Source organism: Phycisphaeraceae bacterium (genome assembly GCA_019636675.1).
Taxonomy (GTDB): Bacteria; Planctomycetota; Phycisphaerae; order Phycisphaerales; family UBA1924; genus JAHBXC01.
Window position 1 is genome coordinate 1,071,192 of the sequence record JAHBXC010000001.1, and the last position, 16,214, is coordinate 1,087,405.

Consider the following 16,214-nt stretch of genomic DNA (forward strand, 5'->3'; position numbering starts at 1 on the left):
GGTCAGACGGTCTGGCGTTCAGATCAACTCAGAAGACGAGCTGGAACTGAGCGCGGATCGCGAACTGATCTTCCTCGCCGGAGGGCAGCATGCCGCGACCGGTGGAGGTGTTGGCGGGAGCGCCGGCGGACTCGTCGAGAGCCCAGACCAGGTCGACCGTGAACTTCGCGGCGTGCTTGTGGATGTAGTAGTTGGCGCCGAGGGTGATCTCGGTGTACTCGTCGTTGGCGAACACGTCGTCGTCGCCGAAGACCATGTCCCAGCGAGCGAAGAGCTCCCAGTCGTCAGAGACGAACACGCCGCCCTGAAGGAGGAAGCCGTAGTTATCGACGGTCGGGCCGCCGTCCACGTCGACGCTGCTGCCGACGAAGGCGCCGTAGAGGTTCCAGCCGTCGGCCATCCAGGAGATGTCGAGGGTGTAGGCGAAGAGCTCGTTGTTGGGACGGCCCTGCTCGCGCGACGCGTCCTGCCAGTGCAGGGCGGCGCCGACCATGAGGGCGTTGCTGGAGCCGCGCCACGAGGTGAACTGGTCGAACTGGTTCCAGTCGCCGGAGGCGAGGAACTCAACGCGACCGGTCAGAGCGAAGTCCGAGGGGTCGTCGTTGAAGTCAGAGTTCGCCGAACCGTTGCTGGGGAAGAGCTCCGAACCGTCGGAGAACATGCCCTTGAAGCGGAACTGCTCGGCGTCGTAGGCGAGCTGGACGCCCTGCACGCGGCCGAGGCTGAAGATGGAGTTGAGGTTCGAGCGCTCGACGGCCAGCTGGCGGGTGCTGTTGACGGTCTCCTCGCGGGTGAACGGGGCCTTGAACTGGCCCCAGCGGAGGTCCATGCCGTTGTCGAACTTGTAGCCGACATAGACATCCTCGGCCTCGAAGCTGCCGCCGTTGCGGTTGAACGCGCCGGTGATGTTGTAGTAGAGGTTGGGGTCGAAGATGTGGCCGTTGAACCACAGCTTCGTGCGACGGGTCTGGAAGCCGAGGGTGTTGTCCTCGTCCTCGCCGATGACGGCCTCAGAGTCGTCGCGGAAGTTGTAGATGTAACGGAACTGGATCTGGCCGCCGACGTTCAGCTTGAAGTTGCCATCGGCGGAGCCGAGGAAGAACTTGCCGTCGTGGCCGGCGGTGTTGCCGCTCTGAAGAAGCGACGAGCGGGTCTGCGCGTCGTTCATCATCTCGGCGACAAGGGCGCGGACTTCGTCCGCGTTGTTGCTGGACCAGGACTGGCCAGCGAGCGCGACGCCGCCGAGACCCATCGCGGCGCCAGCGAGCATCACAAGCTTCGTGTGAGACATGCGAGACTTCTCCTCTGCGGACGCGAAAACGCGTGTGCGTCCGACATTCGTTGTTCTGACCCGTTGGTGACTGTTGGGTCCGGCGCGCCGACGCGGCGGCCATTTCCTGACTTCTATCTCTGACGAGCTGGGGTCCTCACGCCTCCGGCGATTCAGGCCAACCAGCAAGTGTCACTATCGGAACTTCGGCTCAAGCGAGTGCACACTATACCGGGAAGTTTAGTCAACGCAAACTCTCCCGAGGCAGAATTGTCGGACCAACGCCCCCCGAACATGTAGGTTTCGTGAATTCAGCTCCAGAACCCCCTTTCCAGCCCTCCCGGCCCTGTTCGCGACGCCCGGCCCTCTTTACCATCTTTATGAAGACCGGACCCGGCTCACCCGAGCCCTCCACCCCCGGGTCGCGGCGGTTCCCCACTCTGGAAATCGTCGTAAACCCTGATGGCGAAAGACGATGGCAGACGTTTCCACCATCCTGGTCGTCGATGACGAGCGCGACCTCGTCGAACTCCTCTCCGTCAACCTCGAGGCCGCCGGCCACCACGTCCGCCAGGCCCACAACGGCGACGAGGCCCTCCGCTCCGCCACCGAGTTTCCCCCCGATCTGGTCATTCTCGACCTCATGATGCCCGGACTCCCCGGCACCGAGGTCGCCAGACGACTCCGTGCGAACCCCCGGACCGCCAGGGTTCCCATCATTATGTTGACCGCGCGGGCCGCCGAAGCGGACCAGGTCGTCGGGCTCTCCCTCGGAGCGGACGACTACATCACCAAGCCGTTCTCGATGAAGGTGCTCAAGGCACGCGTGGACGCCGTCCTCCGGCGCGCCTCGGCCTCGCCCCTCTCGGAGAATGTCTCGATCGGGCCCCTCACGCTCGACCTGGCCGCCCACGAGGCGAGCATCGAGGGCGAGGTCCTCAAGCTGACCCCCACCGAATACCGGCTGCTGTGCGCGCTGGTCGAGGCACAGGGCCGAACGCTCAGCCGCGCCCAGCTCGTCGATTTCGCGATGGGCCCCGGCATCGCGGTCACCGACCGGGTCATCGATGTCCATATCGCCGCTGTCCGTCGCAAGCTGGGCGCGTTCGCCGAGATGATCCGGACGGTCCGCGGCGTGGGGTACCGGATCGTGCCGCTGGCCCAGGCGGGCGAATCGTCCCCGAAGGCGCACTCGTCGCAGCGATGATTGCCGCTTCACCCTTCGTCGCTCGAGCCGCCTCGCCCCCGGGGCGCTTGACGCGGGCCGGCGCCCCCACGATCGTCGGTCGTCCCCTCCAGCGTCCACGGAGCGACCGATGACCCGCCCGACACAACGCCAAGACGGTCTCGGCATCGGCCTGATGTGGCGCTCGCTGGCCCCGGCGATCGTCGTGGTCTGGCTGCTCACGCTCGTATGCCTCGCGACGCTCGAAATCGCGGGCGACGGGCGCCATCGCGCCGCAGAGGGCCTGATCCTCGGGCTCGCCGGCGTTGCGACCGCCGCGATCACCTGGGTCGGCTGGACGCTGGTGGTCAGCCCGGCGCGCCGCCTGCGCACTCGGGCCGCGCTTCTGGCGCACCGGGGCGACCTCAACGCGGCGATCGTGGGCGCCGACGAGTACGCCGACCTCGATCGCGCGCTGGGCGCGCTCTCGGAACGCCTGTCATCCCAGCACGCGACGATCGAGCGCGAGCAGCGCACGCTGCGCGCGCTGATCGAGAGTCTGGCCGAGCCCACCTTCGTCGTTGACGCCGAGGGCGCCGTCGCGCTCGCCAACGCGCCGGCGGCGCGGTTCGTGCAGCTCGGGATGGACGACCTGCGAGGGCGGAACCTGCGCGTGCTGCTCACCAGCTCGCAGCTGCTCGGCGCCCTCTCCGCCGCCGGCGAGGGGCGGACCTGGAAGGGTCGCGTCACCATCCCGACCGAGAGCGGCGAACGCACCTGGGAGGCCTACGCGGGCCCCTTCCCACTGCCCGACAGCGAGGCGCGCGGCGCGATCCTCGTCCTGCGCGACGTCACCGAGCTCGCCGACGCGGTGCGCGTCAAGACCGACTTCGTCGCCAACGCGTCGCACGAGCTGCGCACGCCCCTGGCGGCAATCCGCGGCGCCGTCGAGACGCTCAACTCCGACGCCGGTCGCGACGAGAAAATCGCGACGCGCATGCGCGAAATCATCCTCGGGCATGTCACCCGGCTCGAGGACCTCGTGCGCGACCTGCTCGACCTCTCTCGCGTCGAGTCCGGCGACGCGCCGCTGCGCATCGAGGGCCTGCGCCTCGACCTCCTCAAGCGCACCCTCCTCGATGAGTTCGAGGACCTCTGCGCCGCGCGCGCCGTGCGGATCGTCTTCGACATCCCCCAATCGCTTGAGGGCTGGCGCACCGATCCTCGCATGCTCGTGCTGAGTCTGCGCAATCTCGTCGAGAACGCCGCAAAGTTCTGCCACGACGACTCCGAGATCCGCGTCGTCGCGCGCCTCGAGCGGCGCGACGACGAGATCGTCCGCTTCGAGGTGCGCGATCGGGGGCTGGGCATCCCCCTGTCGCAGCAGCAGCGCGTCTTCGAGCGGTTCTATCAGGTCGACCCGGCGCGCCAGGGGTACGAGGGGCTCTCCTCGCTGCGCCAGACCAAGCGTGGCACCGGGCTCGGGCTCGCGATCGTCCGCCACGCCGTGAAGGCCCTGGGCGGGCGTGTGGGCATCCAGTCGATCTACTCCCAGGGCACGACCGTCTGGTTCGAGGTCCCCTACACCCTCCCGGCGGACCTGCGCCAGGAGGCCATCGATCTCGACGACTTCGAGGAATCGGAGCGATTCATCGACGAGCCCGACCAGATCCCACCCGAGCCGTCCTGACCAGACGCGTCCGAGAACGCCCCTCTCGCCCGAACCCGCCGAACCCTGGAAGCCCGCCACGCGTCGAATCGATGAGAATCACTCGACCGTCCCGGCCCCTCGTCACCGTAGAATGTCTGGGACGAACCACGAGCCACGCAGGAGACGCGCCATGCGCACACCTTCCATGACCCCAATCCGACTCTTCTCCATCGCTGGAACGCTGGCCGCGCTCTCGCACGCCGCCCTCGCGCAGAACGCCCTCGGCGACGGGCGAGCCCTCGACGCCAATCTCCAGCAAGGCGGCGGACGCACCAACGCGCCGGGCAGAAACTCCAACTTCGCCGAAGAGGTCCGCTTCCGCAACGCGATCGTCACCGGCAACGCGCCCGGTGGGATGTCCTTCCGCGGCGACGCCGGCTATCTCTCTTCCGACGACTTCCGCGCGCCGATCGGGTCCGACAACCTCTTCTCGTTCCAGCGAGACTCGCTCTTCTCCGGGCTCGCCACCCGCAACATCCGCGGCGTCGACGCCCTTCGCGCCCAGATGGCCCTTACCACCGGCGGCGCGCCGACCTTCGGCACCAGCGAGATGTTCATCAATCGCGCCGGTTCGCTCTCCTCCAGCGGCGACTTCCGACGAGACATGCCCGAGCTCAGCGTCGACCCCTTCAGCTCGCGCGTCGGGTCCCTCCGATCCAGCTCCACATTCCTCAGCACCCAGTCCATCGAGCCCCAGTTCTTCGGCTCCATCGTCGACCAGTCCGGCAGGCCCTACGCCGTCGGCGCGTCGGCGCTGCGCGGCATCATCGCCCAGCCACTCGTGCGCGACGACCAGGCCCAGATGCCCGTCGTGCCCGGCACGCTCCCGATGAACGATCCGGAGACCGGACAGCCCGTCCAGCCCCAGGAGCAGGCATCCACCGGGCTCCGCTTCGACGCCGATTCGTTCGGCGCGCCCGCCCAGCCCACGCCCCCGGGCGCCGCCACGGAACGCACCGCCAGACCCGGCCAGGTCGTGACCGAGCCGAGCGTGGGTCGGATCACCGACGCCGTCACCCCCGGACGCCTCACCACCGACGCTGTCTCGAACCGCGTCGCGCCGCGCACCGTCTACGAGTCCATCCTCGACCAGCTCGCGGCGCCTCCGACCGCCCCGGCCGCTGAACCGAGCGAGACCTTCGACCCGACTCGCCTCCCCACCGACCCGCCGGCCCCCGACGCCGGCGAGCAGCCCGCCGCCCCGGCGGCGCAGCCCACCGAGGAAGACCGGCGCAAGTTCACCGAACGCCTCGAAGACCTGCGGCGAGAGATGACCGGGCTTCCCCCGATCGATCGCACGCAGCCGACCCAGCGCGTCGACGAAGAGGGCAACACCGTCATCGAGGCAGACCCGCAGGCCGCGATCCGGACCATCCGCGAGCGCGCCGCCGAGTTCTTCGGGGACGCGGCGATCAACATCGAAACGCTCGTGCCTCGCGGGGCGACAGATATCTCTCAGTACAACCAGTTGATGCGCGAGGGCGAGCGACTGCTCCAGCAGCAGCGCTGGTTCGACGCCGAAGAGGCCTTCACCCGCGCCATCAACCGTCGCAACGGCGACCCGATGGCCGCCGCCGGTCGCATCAACGCCCAGCTCGGCGCCGCGATGTACCTCTCCGCCAGCGTCAACCTTCGCGCGCTCTTCACCGTCCACCCCGAGCTGGCCGCCGTCCGTTTCTCCGACGAGCTCTTCCTGCGCGGCAGCCGTCTCGATCAGGTCATCGCCTACCTCCGCGACGAGGCAGCCAAGGATCGGCCCTTCGCGCGCGAAGCCGCCCTGCTCCTCGCGTTCATCGGGCACCAGCGCGACGACTCGCGCGAGATCCGCAACGCGTTCAACGCGATCGATCGCGTCAACACCGAGCTGCCCACCTCCCCCGATCCGCTCCTCGAAATGCTCAAGGGCGCGTGGCTCGACGCGCCCGCCAGACGCGCCAAGGAATGACGCGCACGCACGACTCGCCGCGACGCGGCGCCCACGCATGACGCCCGACCGGCTCTCGATCACCGACTTCCTCACCGACGGATCGCTCGCCGCCCTCTGCGAGGCGGCGACGTCCATCACGCGCCGAACCGTGCGCCTGCGCGACGCGCAGTCGCGCGAGATCGTCGCGCACCAGCCCGACGACCACGCCGGCGCCGCGGTGGGTTCCGGACGGCGCTGGCAGGTGCGCGACGACGCCGGCGCCGCCAACGGGCCCTCGCGCCTCGCGTCTCAGGCGGGCCTCGCCTCCTCCATCCGCGTCACGCCCTCGTTCGTCGCGCCCCTCACCGTGCAGGGCCAGACCATCGGCTCGCTCTCGGTCGACCCGCCGACCCCCGGGACCGAGTGCCCCATCGGCGAGGCCGACGTGCAGCGCTTCGTCTCGCTGATCGCGAGCATCGCCTCCGAGGTCTGCGAGCGCGCCCAGCAGGAGGCCGACCGCGCAGACGAATTGCGCGCGCTGCTCAAGCTTTCGTCCATGCTTGTCGCCGCCGGCGACCCCGACGAAACCCTCGCCGCCGCCGTCCACGCCGCCGTCGAGCTGCTGGGCGCCGACGCCGGCACCATCCGCATCCTCGACGACGAGAGCGAGCACCTCCTCCTTCGCGCCTACACCGGGCTGTCCGATGAGTACATCGCGCGGGCCGCCACGCTCCCGGCGTCGCGCGTGCTCGACACCGAAGAACTCCGGGGAGGCGTCGTCGCGATCACCGACCTCGACGCCGACCCTCGCGTGCTCCGGCGCGACGAACTCCGGCGCGAGGGCCTGCGCTCCATGATCAGCGCGGGCCTCTCCTTCAAGGGTCGCACCCTCGGCACGCTCCGGCTCTACACCCGCGCACGGCGCGAGTTCACCGACATCGAACGCTCGCTCCTGCGCTCCATCGCGCAGCACTCCGCCGCCGCCGTCGCCAGCGCGCGGCTCCTCGAGACCGAGCTCGACCACCGGCGCATGCTGCGCCAGGTCCACCTCGCCGCCGAGGTGCAGGGACGCATGTTCCCGCGCGTCGCGCCGGCCATGCCGGGCGTCGAGATCGCGGCGCGCCACATCCCCTCGCTCGAACTCTCGGGCGACTTCTACGACTTCATCGACCTGCGCGACATCCGCCCCTCGGCGCAGTCGCCCACCACGCCCCGCCTGGGCCTGCTCATCGGCGATGTCGTGGGCAAGGGCGTCGCCGCCGCCCTCCTCATGTCCTCGGTCCGCGCCTCGCTGCGCGCTCATGTGCAGGACCTGCCCGACCTCGACGAGGTCATGAACCGCGTCAACGCCGCCATGTGCCGCGACACGCTCGAGTCCGAATTCGCCACCGTCTTCTACGGCATCCTCGACGCCAGCGCGCTCCGCCTCACCTACTCGAACGCCGGGCACGACCACCCCATCATCGTGCGCGTCCCCGAGCACCGCCCCCCCACCATGGCCGATGTCGACGAACTCGCCACCGGGGGCATGGTCATCGGCGTCGACCCCTCGCAGCGATACCAGTCGGCGTCGTTCGACCTTCGACCGGGCGATGTGCTCCTGCTCTACACCGACGGGCTCAGCGACGCGATGTCCTTCGACAAGGAACGCTTCGGCAAGAAGCGCATCCGCATCGCCATGCTCCAGGCCCTGCGTGAGAAGCCCGACGCCAGCGCCGACGCGATCGCCGACCACATCGTGTGGGAAAACCGGCGCTTCGTCGGGCTCAACGAGCGCTCCGACGACACGACCCTCATCGTCCTGCGCGTGCCCTTCGTCCAGCGAGATGAGAACCAGCCAACCTGAGCGTCAGCGCGACGCCGTCGGCTCGGCGGCGCCCGCGTGCTTGCGCTTCGCGTCCTCGAGCATCGCGAGCAGACGATCCGCCGACATCGCCCCCGTCGCGCTCGCCAGCACCTCGCCCCTCGAATTCATCACCACGGTCATCGGGATGGCGCTCGCGCCCAGCGCCCGCGCGTCGGGCTGGTTCGCGTCCACATCGATGTACGCCGGCGTCGCGTTGGCCCTGACCCACTCGGTCACCCGCTCGTCCGACAGCGCGGTTTTCTTGTAGTGCTGGCACGGCCCGCACCAGTCCGCCGTCGCGTACGCGAAGATCAGCCCGCCCTCGCCCGCGCGATCGGCGGCCTCGCGCAGCGTCACGGGCGCCCCGTCGAACATGGGCGGGCTCACCCCAGGCGCGTTCGACTTCACGAACTGCCACACCAGCAGCAGCACCGCGAACCCGGCGAGGATCCCCGCCAGCACGCTCGTCAGGCCCCGCTTCGTCCCGCATGTCCCGCCTGCGCAATCCGTCATCGTGTGCTCTCCAGTGGTGTGTGCTCCCCCAACCCAACGCCCCAAGACGCCGCCTTGTTCCGTGACGACGCCGACGCGCCCGGCGTTCTCGGACCGGGCTTCGGCTCGGACCAGTCAATCTGTGCCGCCCGTGGGGGTCGCGCCGTCAGCAATCCCGTCCCGGCGCCTGCCTCGGAGCAACCCGCGCCGGGATCTCGCCGATGACGCGCCGGTGGAAGCGAAGCCACCCATCCTGGGGCTCACCGGGCGCGACACGACCGACCCGCGCGAACGGCGCGACTCCGACCGGCTCAAGACCGTCGGCGTCGCCTGCAGCCGCGGCACGGTCGTCGACCTTTCCACCCGAGGCATGCGCCTCAAGACCTGGAGGCGCTGGAAAGAAGGCCAGCGCCGCCTCGTCACCCTCCACGACCCCACCACGCGCGTCACCCTCGAGGGCAAGTGCGTCTGGGTCCGCAAGGTCTCTCTCTTCCGCTCGCTCGTGGGCGTCTGCTTCGAGCACGCCGTCCCCGAACAGGAACGCGCCCTCGCCAACCTCGTCGAGACCCACAACGGCGCCGTCGGCATGATCCGGCTCGTCGGCAAGACCATCGCCGACGCGGCGTGATGATCGCCTCTCGTGTTTCTTCTCTTCGGCGCCCCGGGGCATTCCTGACCCGGGCTCTTTCTCTACCGCGCCTCGATCTCGCGCATGTGTGATGATGTGCAGCGGAATGTTCCGCGAGCCGTGGCACGGCCAGCGGCCGCACCACGCCACCCCCACCGACGCTTCTTCTCCGCGTCCTCCGCGGCCCTCCGCGGTGAACTCCCCACGTTACAGTTTCTTCAGCGCACCCACTAGCGCATCAATATGCTCGGTCGTGTGCGCCGCGCTGATCTGCACGCGCAGCCGCGCATGCCCCTCGGGCACCACCGGATACCCGAAGCCGATCACGAACACGCCCATCTCGAGCAGACGCTTGCTCATCGCGATCGCCTTCGCGGTGTCGTGCACGATGATCGGGCAGATCGCCGTGGGTGAATCCAGCACATCGAAGCCCGCGCCACGGATGTGCTTCCTCGCGTACGCCGTGTTGTCGCGAAGGCGCTGCACGCGCTCGGGCTCGCGCATCAGCACCTCGATCGCCTTGTCGGCGCTCAGCGCGACCGTCGCCGGCAGCGCGTTGCTGAACAGCGTGGGGCGCCCTCGCTGCACGATCAGTTCGATGCCGTCCTTCGGCCCCGCGATATACCCGCCCGCGGCGCCGCCCAGCGCCTTGCCCAGCGTCCCCGTGAAGAAATCGATGTCGGCGCCGCGCATCCCCTGGTGCTCGTGCGTGCCGCGCCCGGTCTGGCCCATCACGCCCGTGCCGTGCGAATCGTCGACGATGAGCAGCGCGCCGAACTCGTCGCAGATCCGGCGCATCGCGGGCAGGTCGGCGATGTCGCCCTCCATGCTGAACACGCCGTCGGTGCAGACCCAGATCACGCCCTCGAACGACTTGTCGGCGCGCGCCTCCTGCAGTTTGCGCCGAAGATCATTCAGGTCGTTGTGCTTATAGACGCCCTTGCGCAGCCCCTTCTTGATGACCGCCGCCAGGCGCACGCCATCAATAATCGACGCGTGGTTGAGTTCGTCGCTCAGGATGAGGTCCTGCGGCTCGCACAGCGTGGGGAAGATCGCCTCGTTGGCGTTCCAGCAACTGACGAAGGTGTACGACGCCTCGACGCCCAGGAACTCAGCGATGCGCGCCTCGAGCCGGTGGTGGCAGTCGAAGGTGCCGCAGATGAAGCGCACGCTCGCCGTCCCTGCGCCGTACTTCTTCAGCCCCTCGTGCCCGGCCTCGACGACCTCGGGGTGGTCGGCCAGCCCGAGATAGTTGTTGGAGCAGAAGCACAGGCACTCGCCGTAGCCCTTGATGTTCACGACCGGGCCCATGGGCCCCTCGAGGGTCTGGAGGCGCTTCATCTGGCCGCTCTTCTCGAGCGAGGCGAGGGTCTCTCGCGTGCGCACGAAGAAGGGGTTGGCGCGTCGGTCGGTCGGGGTCATGGGGCGGCCGGGGGCGGGGGCGGGGGCGGGGGCGGGGGCGTTGCCGGGGGCGGGGGCCTGCGTCATGGGGCTCTCCTGCGAAGCGTGGGGCGTGCTCGCACAGTCTAGAACCCCGCGGCGCATACCATCGCCCGAATGGCCAAGACCCCCTCCAGAGCGTCCGACGTCGATGTCCGCGTGATCTCGATCGGCGCCCTCGACATAAACCCCCTCTGGGGCGAGCGTGCGCCCACGCGCACCGGGCATTCCACGACCACCCTGATCCGCGCCGGCGACCGGCGCATCCTCGTCGACCCGGGCCTCCCGGCCCCGGCCCTCGTCGCGCGCCTGGGCGAGCGCAGCGGCCTCACCCCCGACGCCATCACCCATATCTTCCTCACCTCGTTCCGCCCCGACTGCCGGCGCGCCCTCGACGCGTTCCCCGAAGCGATCTGGTGGATCAGCGAGGCCGAGCGCGAATCGGTCGGCGTCCCCCTCGCGATGAAACTCCGCGAGGCGCTCGACGAGAACGACGAAGAAGTGATGGACGCGCTCCATCGCGAGGTCGCGCTGCTGCAGCGCTGCGAGCCCGCCCCCGACCAGTTGGCCGATCGCCTCTCGCTCTTCCCCCTCCCGGGCGTCACCCCGGGAATGACGGGCCTTCTCCTGGCCGAGCCGCGCCATACGACGCTCCTCACGGGCGACGCGATCCCCACGGTCGAGCACCTGCTCGAAGGTCAGGCGCCGCGCTCCGCCCACGATGTCGCGCAGGCCCGCCAGAGTCTCGCCGAAGCCATCGAAATCGCGGATTTCCTCGTGCTGGGGCGCGACAACCTCGTCGTGAACCCCGTGCGCCGTCCGTTCTGAGCGGATCCCTGAACCCTCCTGCGCCCCGTCGGGTATGGTGAAGCGATGCACCCCGCGACCCGCCGTGCCCTCCCGATCCTCGCCGCGTGCCTGCTGGGCGCGACGCCCGGCGCGTTCGCGCAACCACCGGTCGTGAACCGGGGGCAGAACAGCGCGACGCCAACGCCCTTCGACGCGAGCAAACTCCCGCCCCCTGTCCTGCTCGGCGCGCGCATCGAAGCCATCCGACGGCGCATCCCCGTCGTCGATCAGGTCGTCATCGTGCCCTCCAAAGAGGCCTACGTCGACGCCCTCTCTCGCTGGCGCGTCGACGCGCGCTTCCCCGTCCTCATCGACGACGGCAGCATCGTCGCCCGCGAGAACATCGCCCGCTTCGTGCGCGCCTTCGCACCCTCCAAAGTCCTGCGCTGGGAGGGCGAGAACACCGTCTGGGCGCAATCCGTCGAGGCCCAGCGCAACCTCATGGGCGGCGCGATCGCCAGGGCGTGGGGCGTCGAAACCTACTCCGAACTCCCCAGCGCCTTCCGCGAACTGACCTTCATCCCCCCGGGCGTCGTGCTCATGTCCGAGTCCGACCCGGCATGGACCGGAGGGCTCGCCCTCGCGATCGGGCGAGGCCAGATCCCCCTCTGGCTCACGCGCGACACCGACCAGCTCTCCACCGAACTCTCGGGCGAGATCTCCCAGCAGACCCTCGAAGACCTGCGCTCCCTCATCGAACGCGAACTCGACCGGCTCGGCCTCCCGTGGCGAGGGCTTGGCGACGCGATCGACGCCATCACCATCGCGCTCAACATGCCGGCGCGCGTCTCGCAGAACAACCCGCCCCCCGGCGCGCAGCCCACCGACGACGAGCCCGCCAACGGGCCGGCCCTCGCGCTCACCGACCTCGTCGGGCGCCACCCCTCGGGCGAGCGCTTCGCCTGGGCCGGCATCCTGCTGGGCAACGAGCACGAGGCCGCCTATCGCGCCATGTGCGCGCTCTTCCTCCAGCCCACGCGCGCCTGGCTCTTCAACGGCTACAAGGCCGAGGGCGCCTTCGCCAACTACTCCCTCGCCCCAACACGCCAGCAACTCGACGACGCCGGCCTCGTCCCCACCATCGACGACGCGCCCTTCTCGGGCATCCAGCACTGGCGACGCAGACTCGTCCGCGGCGTCGACGCCGGCTTCGTCCATGTCAACACCTCCGGAATGCGCCGCGTCTTCAACCTCAACCCCGGGCAGGGCAACGCCGGCGATATCCCCATCCTCACCACCCCGGCCTTCGTCCACTTCATCCACTCCTTCTCGGCCCAGGACCTGAGCGACCGCAACTCCATCGCCCGCCGCTGGCTCGAGAACGGCGCCTACGCCTATGTCGGCTCCGTCGACGAGCCCTTCCTCACCGCCTTCCACACGCCCGAGGTCTTCATCGCGCGCCTGCGCAGCTTCGCGCCGCTCGGCGCCGCCGCTCGCATGGACACCTCCCCGCCCTGGAAAATCAATATCTACGGCGACCCGCTCTTCACCATGGGCCCGCGCGCCGACCGCGCCGCCACAGGCCCCGAACTGCCCGACGCCGTCGACCTCGACGAAACGATGCGCGACGCGCTGCGCGAGCGCCGCTTCCCCGACGCCGCCCGCGCGCTCCTCGCCCTCGGACGCGACGCCGACCTCGCTCGCCTCTACAAGGCCGCGACCCGCGCCGACGACGCCGAGATCGACCCCGAGTTCGCCGAGCTGGCGCTCTCGTCGCTGTGGCGCACCGGCGAACGCGAAGCCCTGCTCGACGCGGCCCGACGCGTCGAGCCCCAGCGGATGAGCAACTCTCCTCTGCAGGACATGCTCTGGCACGCCCTCGCGCCCACGCTGAGCGTCATCGCCCCCACGCCCGAGGTCTCCGCCGCCCTGCGCGACAATGTGCGCAACTGGAACATCGTCCCCGATGTCGAGAACGCCGCGATGGCCACCAGCGTCGCCGACTCCCCCGCCGCCGCCCGCGCCTTCATCGAGCAGTCCACCTCGCGCACACGCAACGAACGCGTGCGCCAACGGATCATGGAACTGATGAACAAGTATTGAGGAAGGCACAAGGCTCTGGGCACAAGGCACAAGAGAGAGGCGGGATAAGGGAAAGGCGCCGCTCGACGGGCTCCGCCCTTGTGCCTCTTGCCCAGTGCCTTGTGCCGTCCCCCGCCCCCTTGCCCCGGACCCGAAAATCCGCCACCATGCGGCCTTTACGATTCCTCCCCACTCGGTCAACCATCGCCTGACCGCCCCGCAGGCCCTCCAACTCCACCCGGAGCCCCCCGATGTCCGACTCCGCTTCGTACCCCCCGCCCCCTCCGCCCTCGCCTCGTAAGGGGCCGATGGGCGATGTGTTCCAGCGGGATTACCGAGAGGTCACCTGGAGCTCGATCGTCTTCGGGCTCGTCGTCGGCTCGGTCCTCAACGCCGCGATCACCTACGCCGGGCTCAAGATCGGCTTCACGATCGTCGGCTCCGCGATCGCCGCCGTGCTGGGCTTCGGCGTGCTCCGCGGCATGCTCCGGCGAGGGTCCATCCTCGAGGTGAATGTCGGGCAGACCATCGCGTCCGCCGTCAACGGGCCCTGCTCGGGCATCATCTTCACGGTCCCGGTGCTCTTCCTGCTGGGCGTGCCGCTGGTCACCGAATCGGGGGCGCCGAACTCGACCTTCTGGCTGCTGACGATCTCCGCCGTCGCCGGCGCGATCCTGGGCGTCGCGTTCATCATCCCGCTGCGCAAGCAGATGATCGACATCGAGCGCCTGCGCTTCCCCAGCGCCACCGCCGTCGGCGCGATCCTCAAATCACCCGGCGCCGGCGCTCGCAAGTCCATCATCCTCATCATCTCGATCCTCGTCGCGGCGTTGCTCAACGCGCCCGCCGTCCTGCCGCAGATCCGCTTCGAGACCACCGTCGAGCGGCTCGACGACCTCGTCGCGCGCGAGAAGATCCCCTTCGAGACCGCCCTGCGCACGCGCATGATCGATTCGTGGATCACCGCGCAGGCCGCCCCGCCCGAGGTCCTCGCGCACGGCGAGACGCTCTTCGCACTCACCGGGGCGCGCAACACCCTCGCCGACGCGCGCAAGGGCAAGGGCGACGAGGACGAGGCCGAGAAGCGCGTCGCGGAACTGGAAGCAGCGGCCGCTCAGCGAAAGGCCGCGGCCCTGGAAGCGATCCGCGCGAAGACCGCCGTCAACGCGCACGCCGTCACCACCCTCGACGACGAGCTCTCGCTGCGCGCCTTCTCCGCCGCCAACAACGCCGCCCCCCCCGGAGCGCGCCGGGCCTTCGGGTGGGACGACCTCCGCTCGCGCAAGACCGGCTGGGCCACCGCGCCGATGTGGGGGTACTCCGACCTCAACATCCGCGCCGCGCGCGTCGTCGACACCACCGTCCCGCCCGTCGATTACGCCTTCGACGGCATCGGCACGCCCAACGAAGTCCTCGCACGCTCCGTCGACCACGACCGCAACGGCGTGCCCGACCTCCTCGTCACCGACGACCGCATCAACGTCGGGCGCATGCTCGGGCTGCCCCCCCAGATGCAGCTCATCTTCGCCATCGCGCCCTTCGCGCTGGGCGCCGGCTACCTCACCGGGCGAGCCGGGCTCTACGTGCTCGCCGGCGGCGTCCTCGCCTACCTCATCCTCACGCCCACGATCTTCTCGATGGGCTGGATGCCCGAGGCGGTCTCCGCCTACGACGCGCCCAACTACGGCTTCTTCAGCATCAACCGCCCGCTGGGCATCGGCCTGCTGCTGGGCGGCGCCATGATGGGCGTGCTCTCTTCGCTCCCGGCGATCCGCGAGGCCCTCCGCTCGATCATCGCCGCTCGCGCCTCCAAGACCGGGGCCGGCGCCGACGAGATGGGCTTCAAGGTCATCGTCACCGCCGCCGTCGCGTCGTTCATCGTGCTCTTCCTCGCCGCCGACTTCGCCCACAAGGCGCCGATCAACTCCGCCGACCCGATCACCTCCGAGATCTACGAGAAGGCCGCCGTCAAGCTCGAGGTCAACGGCTACACGATCGGCTTCGCGACGCGCGAATCGGCCGACACCTTCCAGAACTCGTGGACCCCCGACCAGCGATCCGAATATCTCGCCGCGCGCAAGGCCGACAAGCCCGGCGTCCTCGGGAAGATGAACCCCCACCTGCGCTCGCTGATCATCGCGCTGATCGGCGCCGCCTGGATCTGGTTCGCCGGCATCATCATCGCGCAGTGCACGGGCATGACGGACTGGTCGCCGATATCCGGCATGGCGCTCATCACCATTGTGCTGGTGCTCGTCCTCGCCGGACGAGCCGACGTCATCGGCGCCCTCATTATCGGCGTTGCGCTCTGCGTCGCGATCACGCTCGCGTCCGACATGATGGCCGACCTGAAAACCGGCTACATAGTCGGCGCGCAACCGAAACGCCAGCAGACCGTCGAGATGATCTTCTGCGCCATCGGGCCCTTCATCTCCATGTTCGTCCTGCTCCTCATCGCCCGCGCCAATGTCGCCAAGTACGGCATCGCGATGGGCGCCGGCACCGACACCACCGCGCCCCAGGCGCAGGCGCTCGAAGCCATCATCACCGGCGTGCAGGGCGGCGACATGCCTTACTTCCTCTACGCCGCCGGCGCCGTCATGGGCGGGCTCCTCGGGCTCGGCGCCTTCGCCGGGCTGGGCGTGCTCGTCGGTCTCTCGATGTACCTCCCCATGTTCTACATCGCCACCTACGGCGTGGGCTGCGTCATCAACATGGTCGTCTCCAAGACCAAGGGACGCGCCTGGGCCGAGGAATGGGGCGTCCCCGTCGCCGCCGGCTTCATCGTGGGCGACGCGCTCCTCGCGCTGGGCGCCAACCTCGTCGTCCTCGCGCAAGCGTCCTGACCACGCACTACGCCCCCCTTCCGCACGCTGCCGCTCGAA

General features: G+C 69.4%; 11 protein-coding genes. 8 read left to right on the forward strand and 3 right to left on the reverse strand.

Going from position 1 to position 16,214, the window contains the following annotated elements; all coding sequences use genetic code 11:
- Positions 1-28: 28 nt before the first annotated feature.
- Positions 29-1,291 (reverse strand): hypothetical protein, encoded by a 1,263-nt coding sequence (locus KF684_04635; GenBank protein MBX3352198.1) that lies wholly within the window; start codon positions 1,289-1,291, stop codon positions 29-31.
- Positions 1,292-1,745: 454 nt separating this feature from the next.
- Between KF684_04635 and KF684_04640 the strand changes: the two genes are divergently transcribed.
- The 4 genes from KF684_04640 to KF684_04655 all read left to right on the forward strand — a co-directional run bounded on the left by KF684_04640 (position 1,746) and on the right by KF684_04655 (position 7,898).
- Positions 1,746-2,477, forward strand: coding sequence for a response regulator transcription factor (locus KF684_04640; protein MBX3352199.1), 732 nt, complete (start codon positions 1,746-1,748; stop codon positions 2,475-2,477).
- Positions 2,478-2,586: 109 nt separating this feature from the next.
- On the forward strand, positions 2,587-4,125 hold the full coding sequence (locus KF684_04645) for a PAS domain-containing protein (protein MBX3352200.1): 1,539 nt from the start codon (positions 2,587-2,589) through the stop codon (positions 4,123-4,125).
- A gap of 151 nt (positions 4,126-4,276) precedes the next feature.
- Complete coding sequence (locus tag KF684_04650; protein MBX3352201.1) at positions 4,277-6,091, forward strand: hypothetical protein; 1,815 nt, start codon at positions 4,277-4,279, stop codon at positions 6,089-6,091.
- A gap of 37 nt (positions 6,092-6,128) precedes the next feature.
- Positions 6,129-7,898, forward strand: a complete 1,770-nt coding sequence (locus KF684_04655) for a SpoIIE family protein phosphatase (protein ID MBX3352202.1) — start codon at positions 6,129-6,131, stop codon at positions 7,896-7,898.
- A gap of 3 nt (positions 7,899-7,901) precedes the next feature.
- Here the strand turns inward: KF684_04655 and KF684_04660 are convergent, their stop codons facing one another.
- Positions 7,902-8,411: a thioredoxin fold domain-containing protein gene (locus tag KF684_04660; GenBank protein MBX3352203.1), complete on the reverse strand. Its 510-nt coding sequence runs from the start codon at positions 8,409-8,411 to the stop codon at positions 7,902-7,904.
- 211 nt (positions 8,412-8,622) lie between these two features.
- Between KF684_04660 and KF684_04665 the strand changes: the two genes are divergently transcribed.
- Positions 8,623-9,018 carry a PilZ domain-containing protein gene (locus KF684_04665; protein MBX3352204.1) on the forward strand — a complete coding sequence of 132 codons (396 nt, stop codon included), beginning with the start codon at positions 8,623-8,625 and terminating at the stop codon, positions 9,016-9,018.
- A gap of 207 nt (positions 9,019-9,225) precedes the next feature.
- On the opposite strand, the gene KF684_04670 is transcribed toward KF684_04665, so the two are convergent.
- Positions 9,226-10,506 carry an aminotransferase class I/II-fold pyridoxal phosphate-dependent enzyme gene (locus KF684_04670; GenBank protein MBX3352205.1) on the reverse strand — a complete coding sequence of 427 codons (1,281 nt, stop codon included), beginning with the start codon at positions 10,504-10,506 and terminating at the stop codon, positions 9,226-9,228.
- Positions 10,507-10,575: 69 nt separating this feature from the next.
- Here KF684_04670 and KF684_04675 point away from each other — a divergent pair, with 69 nt between their 5' ends.
- From KF684_04675 to KF684_04685, 3 genes are all read left to right on the forward strand, one after another.
- Positions 10,576-11,286, forward strand: coding sequence for an MBL fold metallo-hydrolase (locus KF684_04675; protein MBX3352206.1), 711 nt, complete (start codon positions 10,576-10,578; stop codon positions 11,284-11,286).
- 45 nt (positions 11,287-11,331) lie between these two features.
- The gene (locus KF684_04680) at positions 11,332-13,350 is read left to right on the forward strand and encodes a hypothetical protein (GenBank protein ID MBX3352207.1); all 2,019 of its coding nucleotides are present in this window, start codon (positions 11,332-11,334) and stop codon (positions 13,348-13,350) included.
- 230 nt (positions 13,351-13,580) lie between these two features.
- Positions 13,581-16,175, forward strand: coding sequence for an OPT/YSL family transporter (locus tag KF684_04685; GenBank protein MBX3352208.1), 2,595 nt, complete (start codon positions 13,581-13,583; stop codon positions 16,173-16,175).
- Positions 16,176-16,214: the final 39 nt, after the last annotated feature.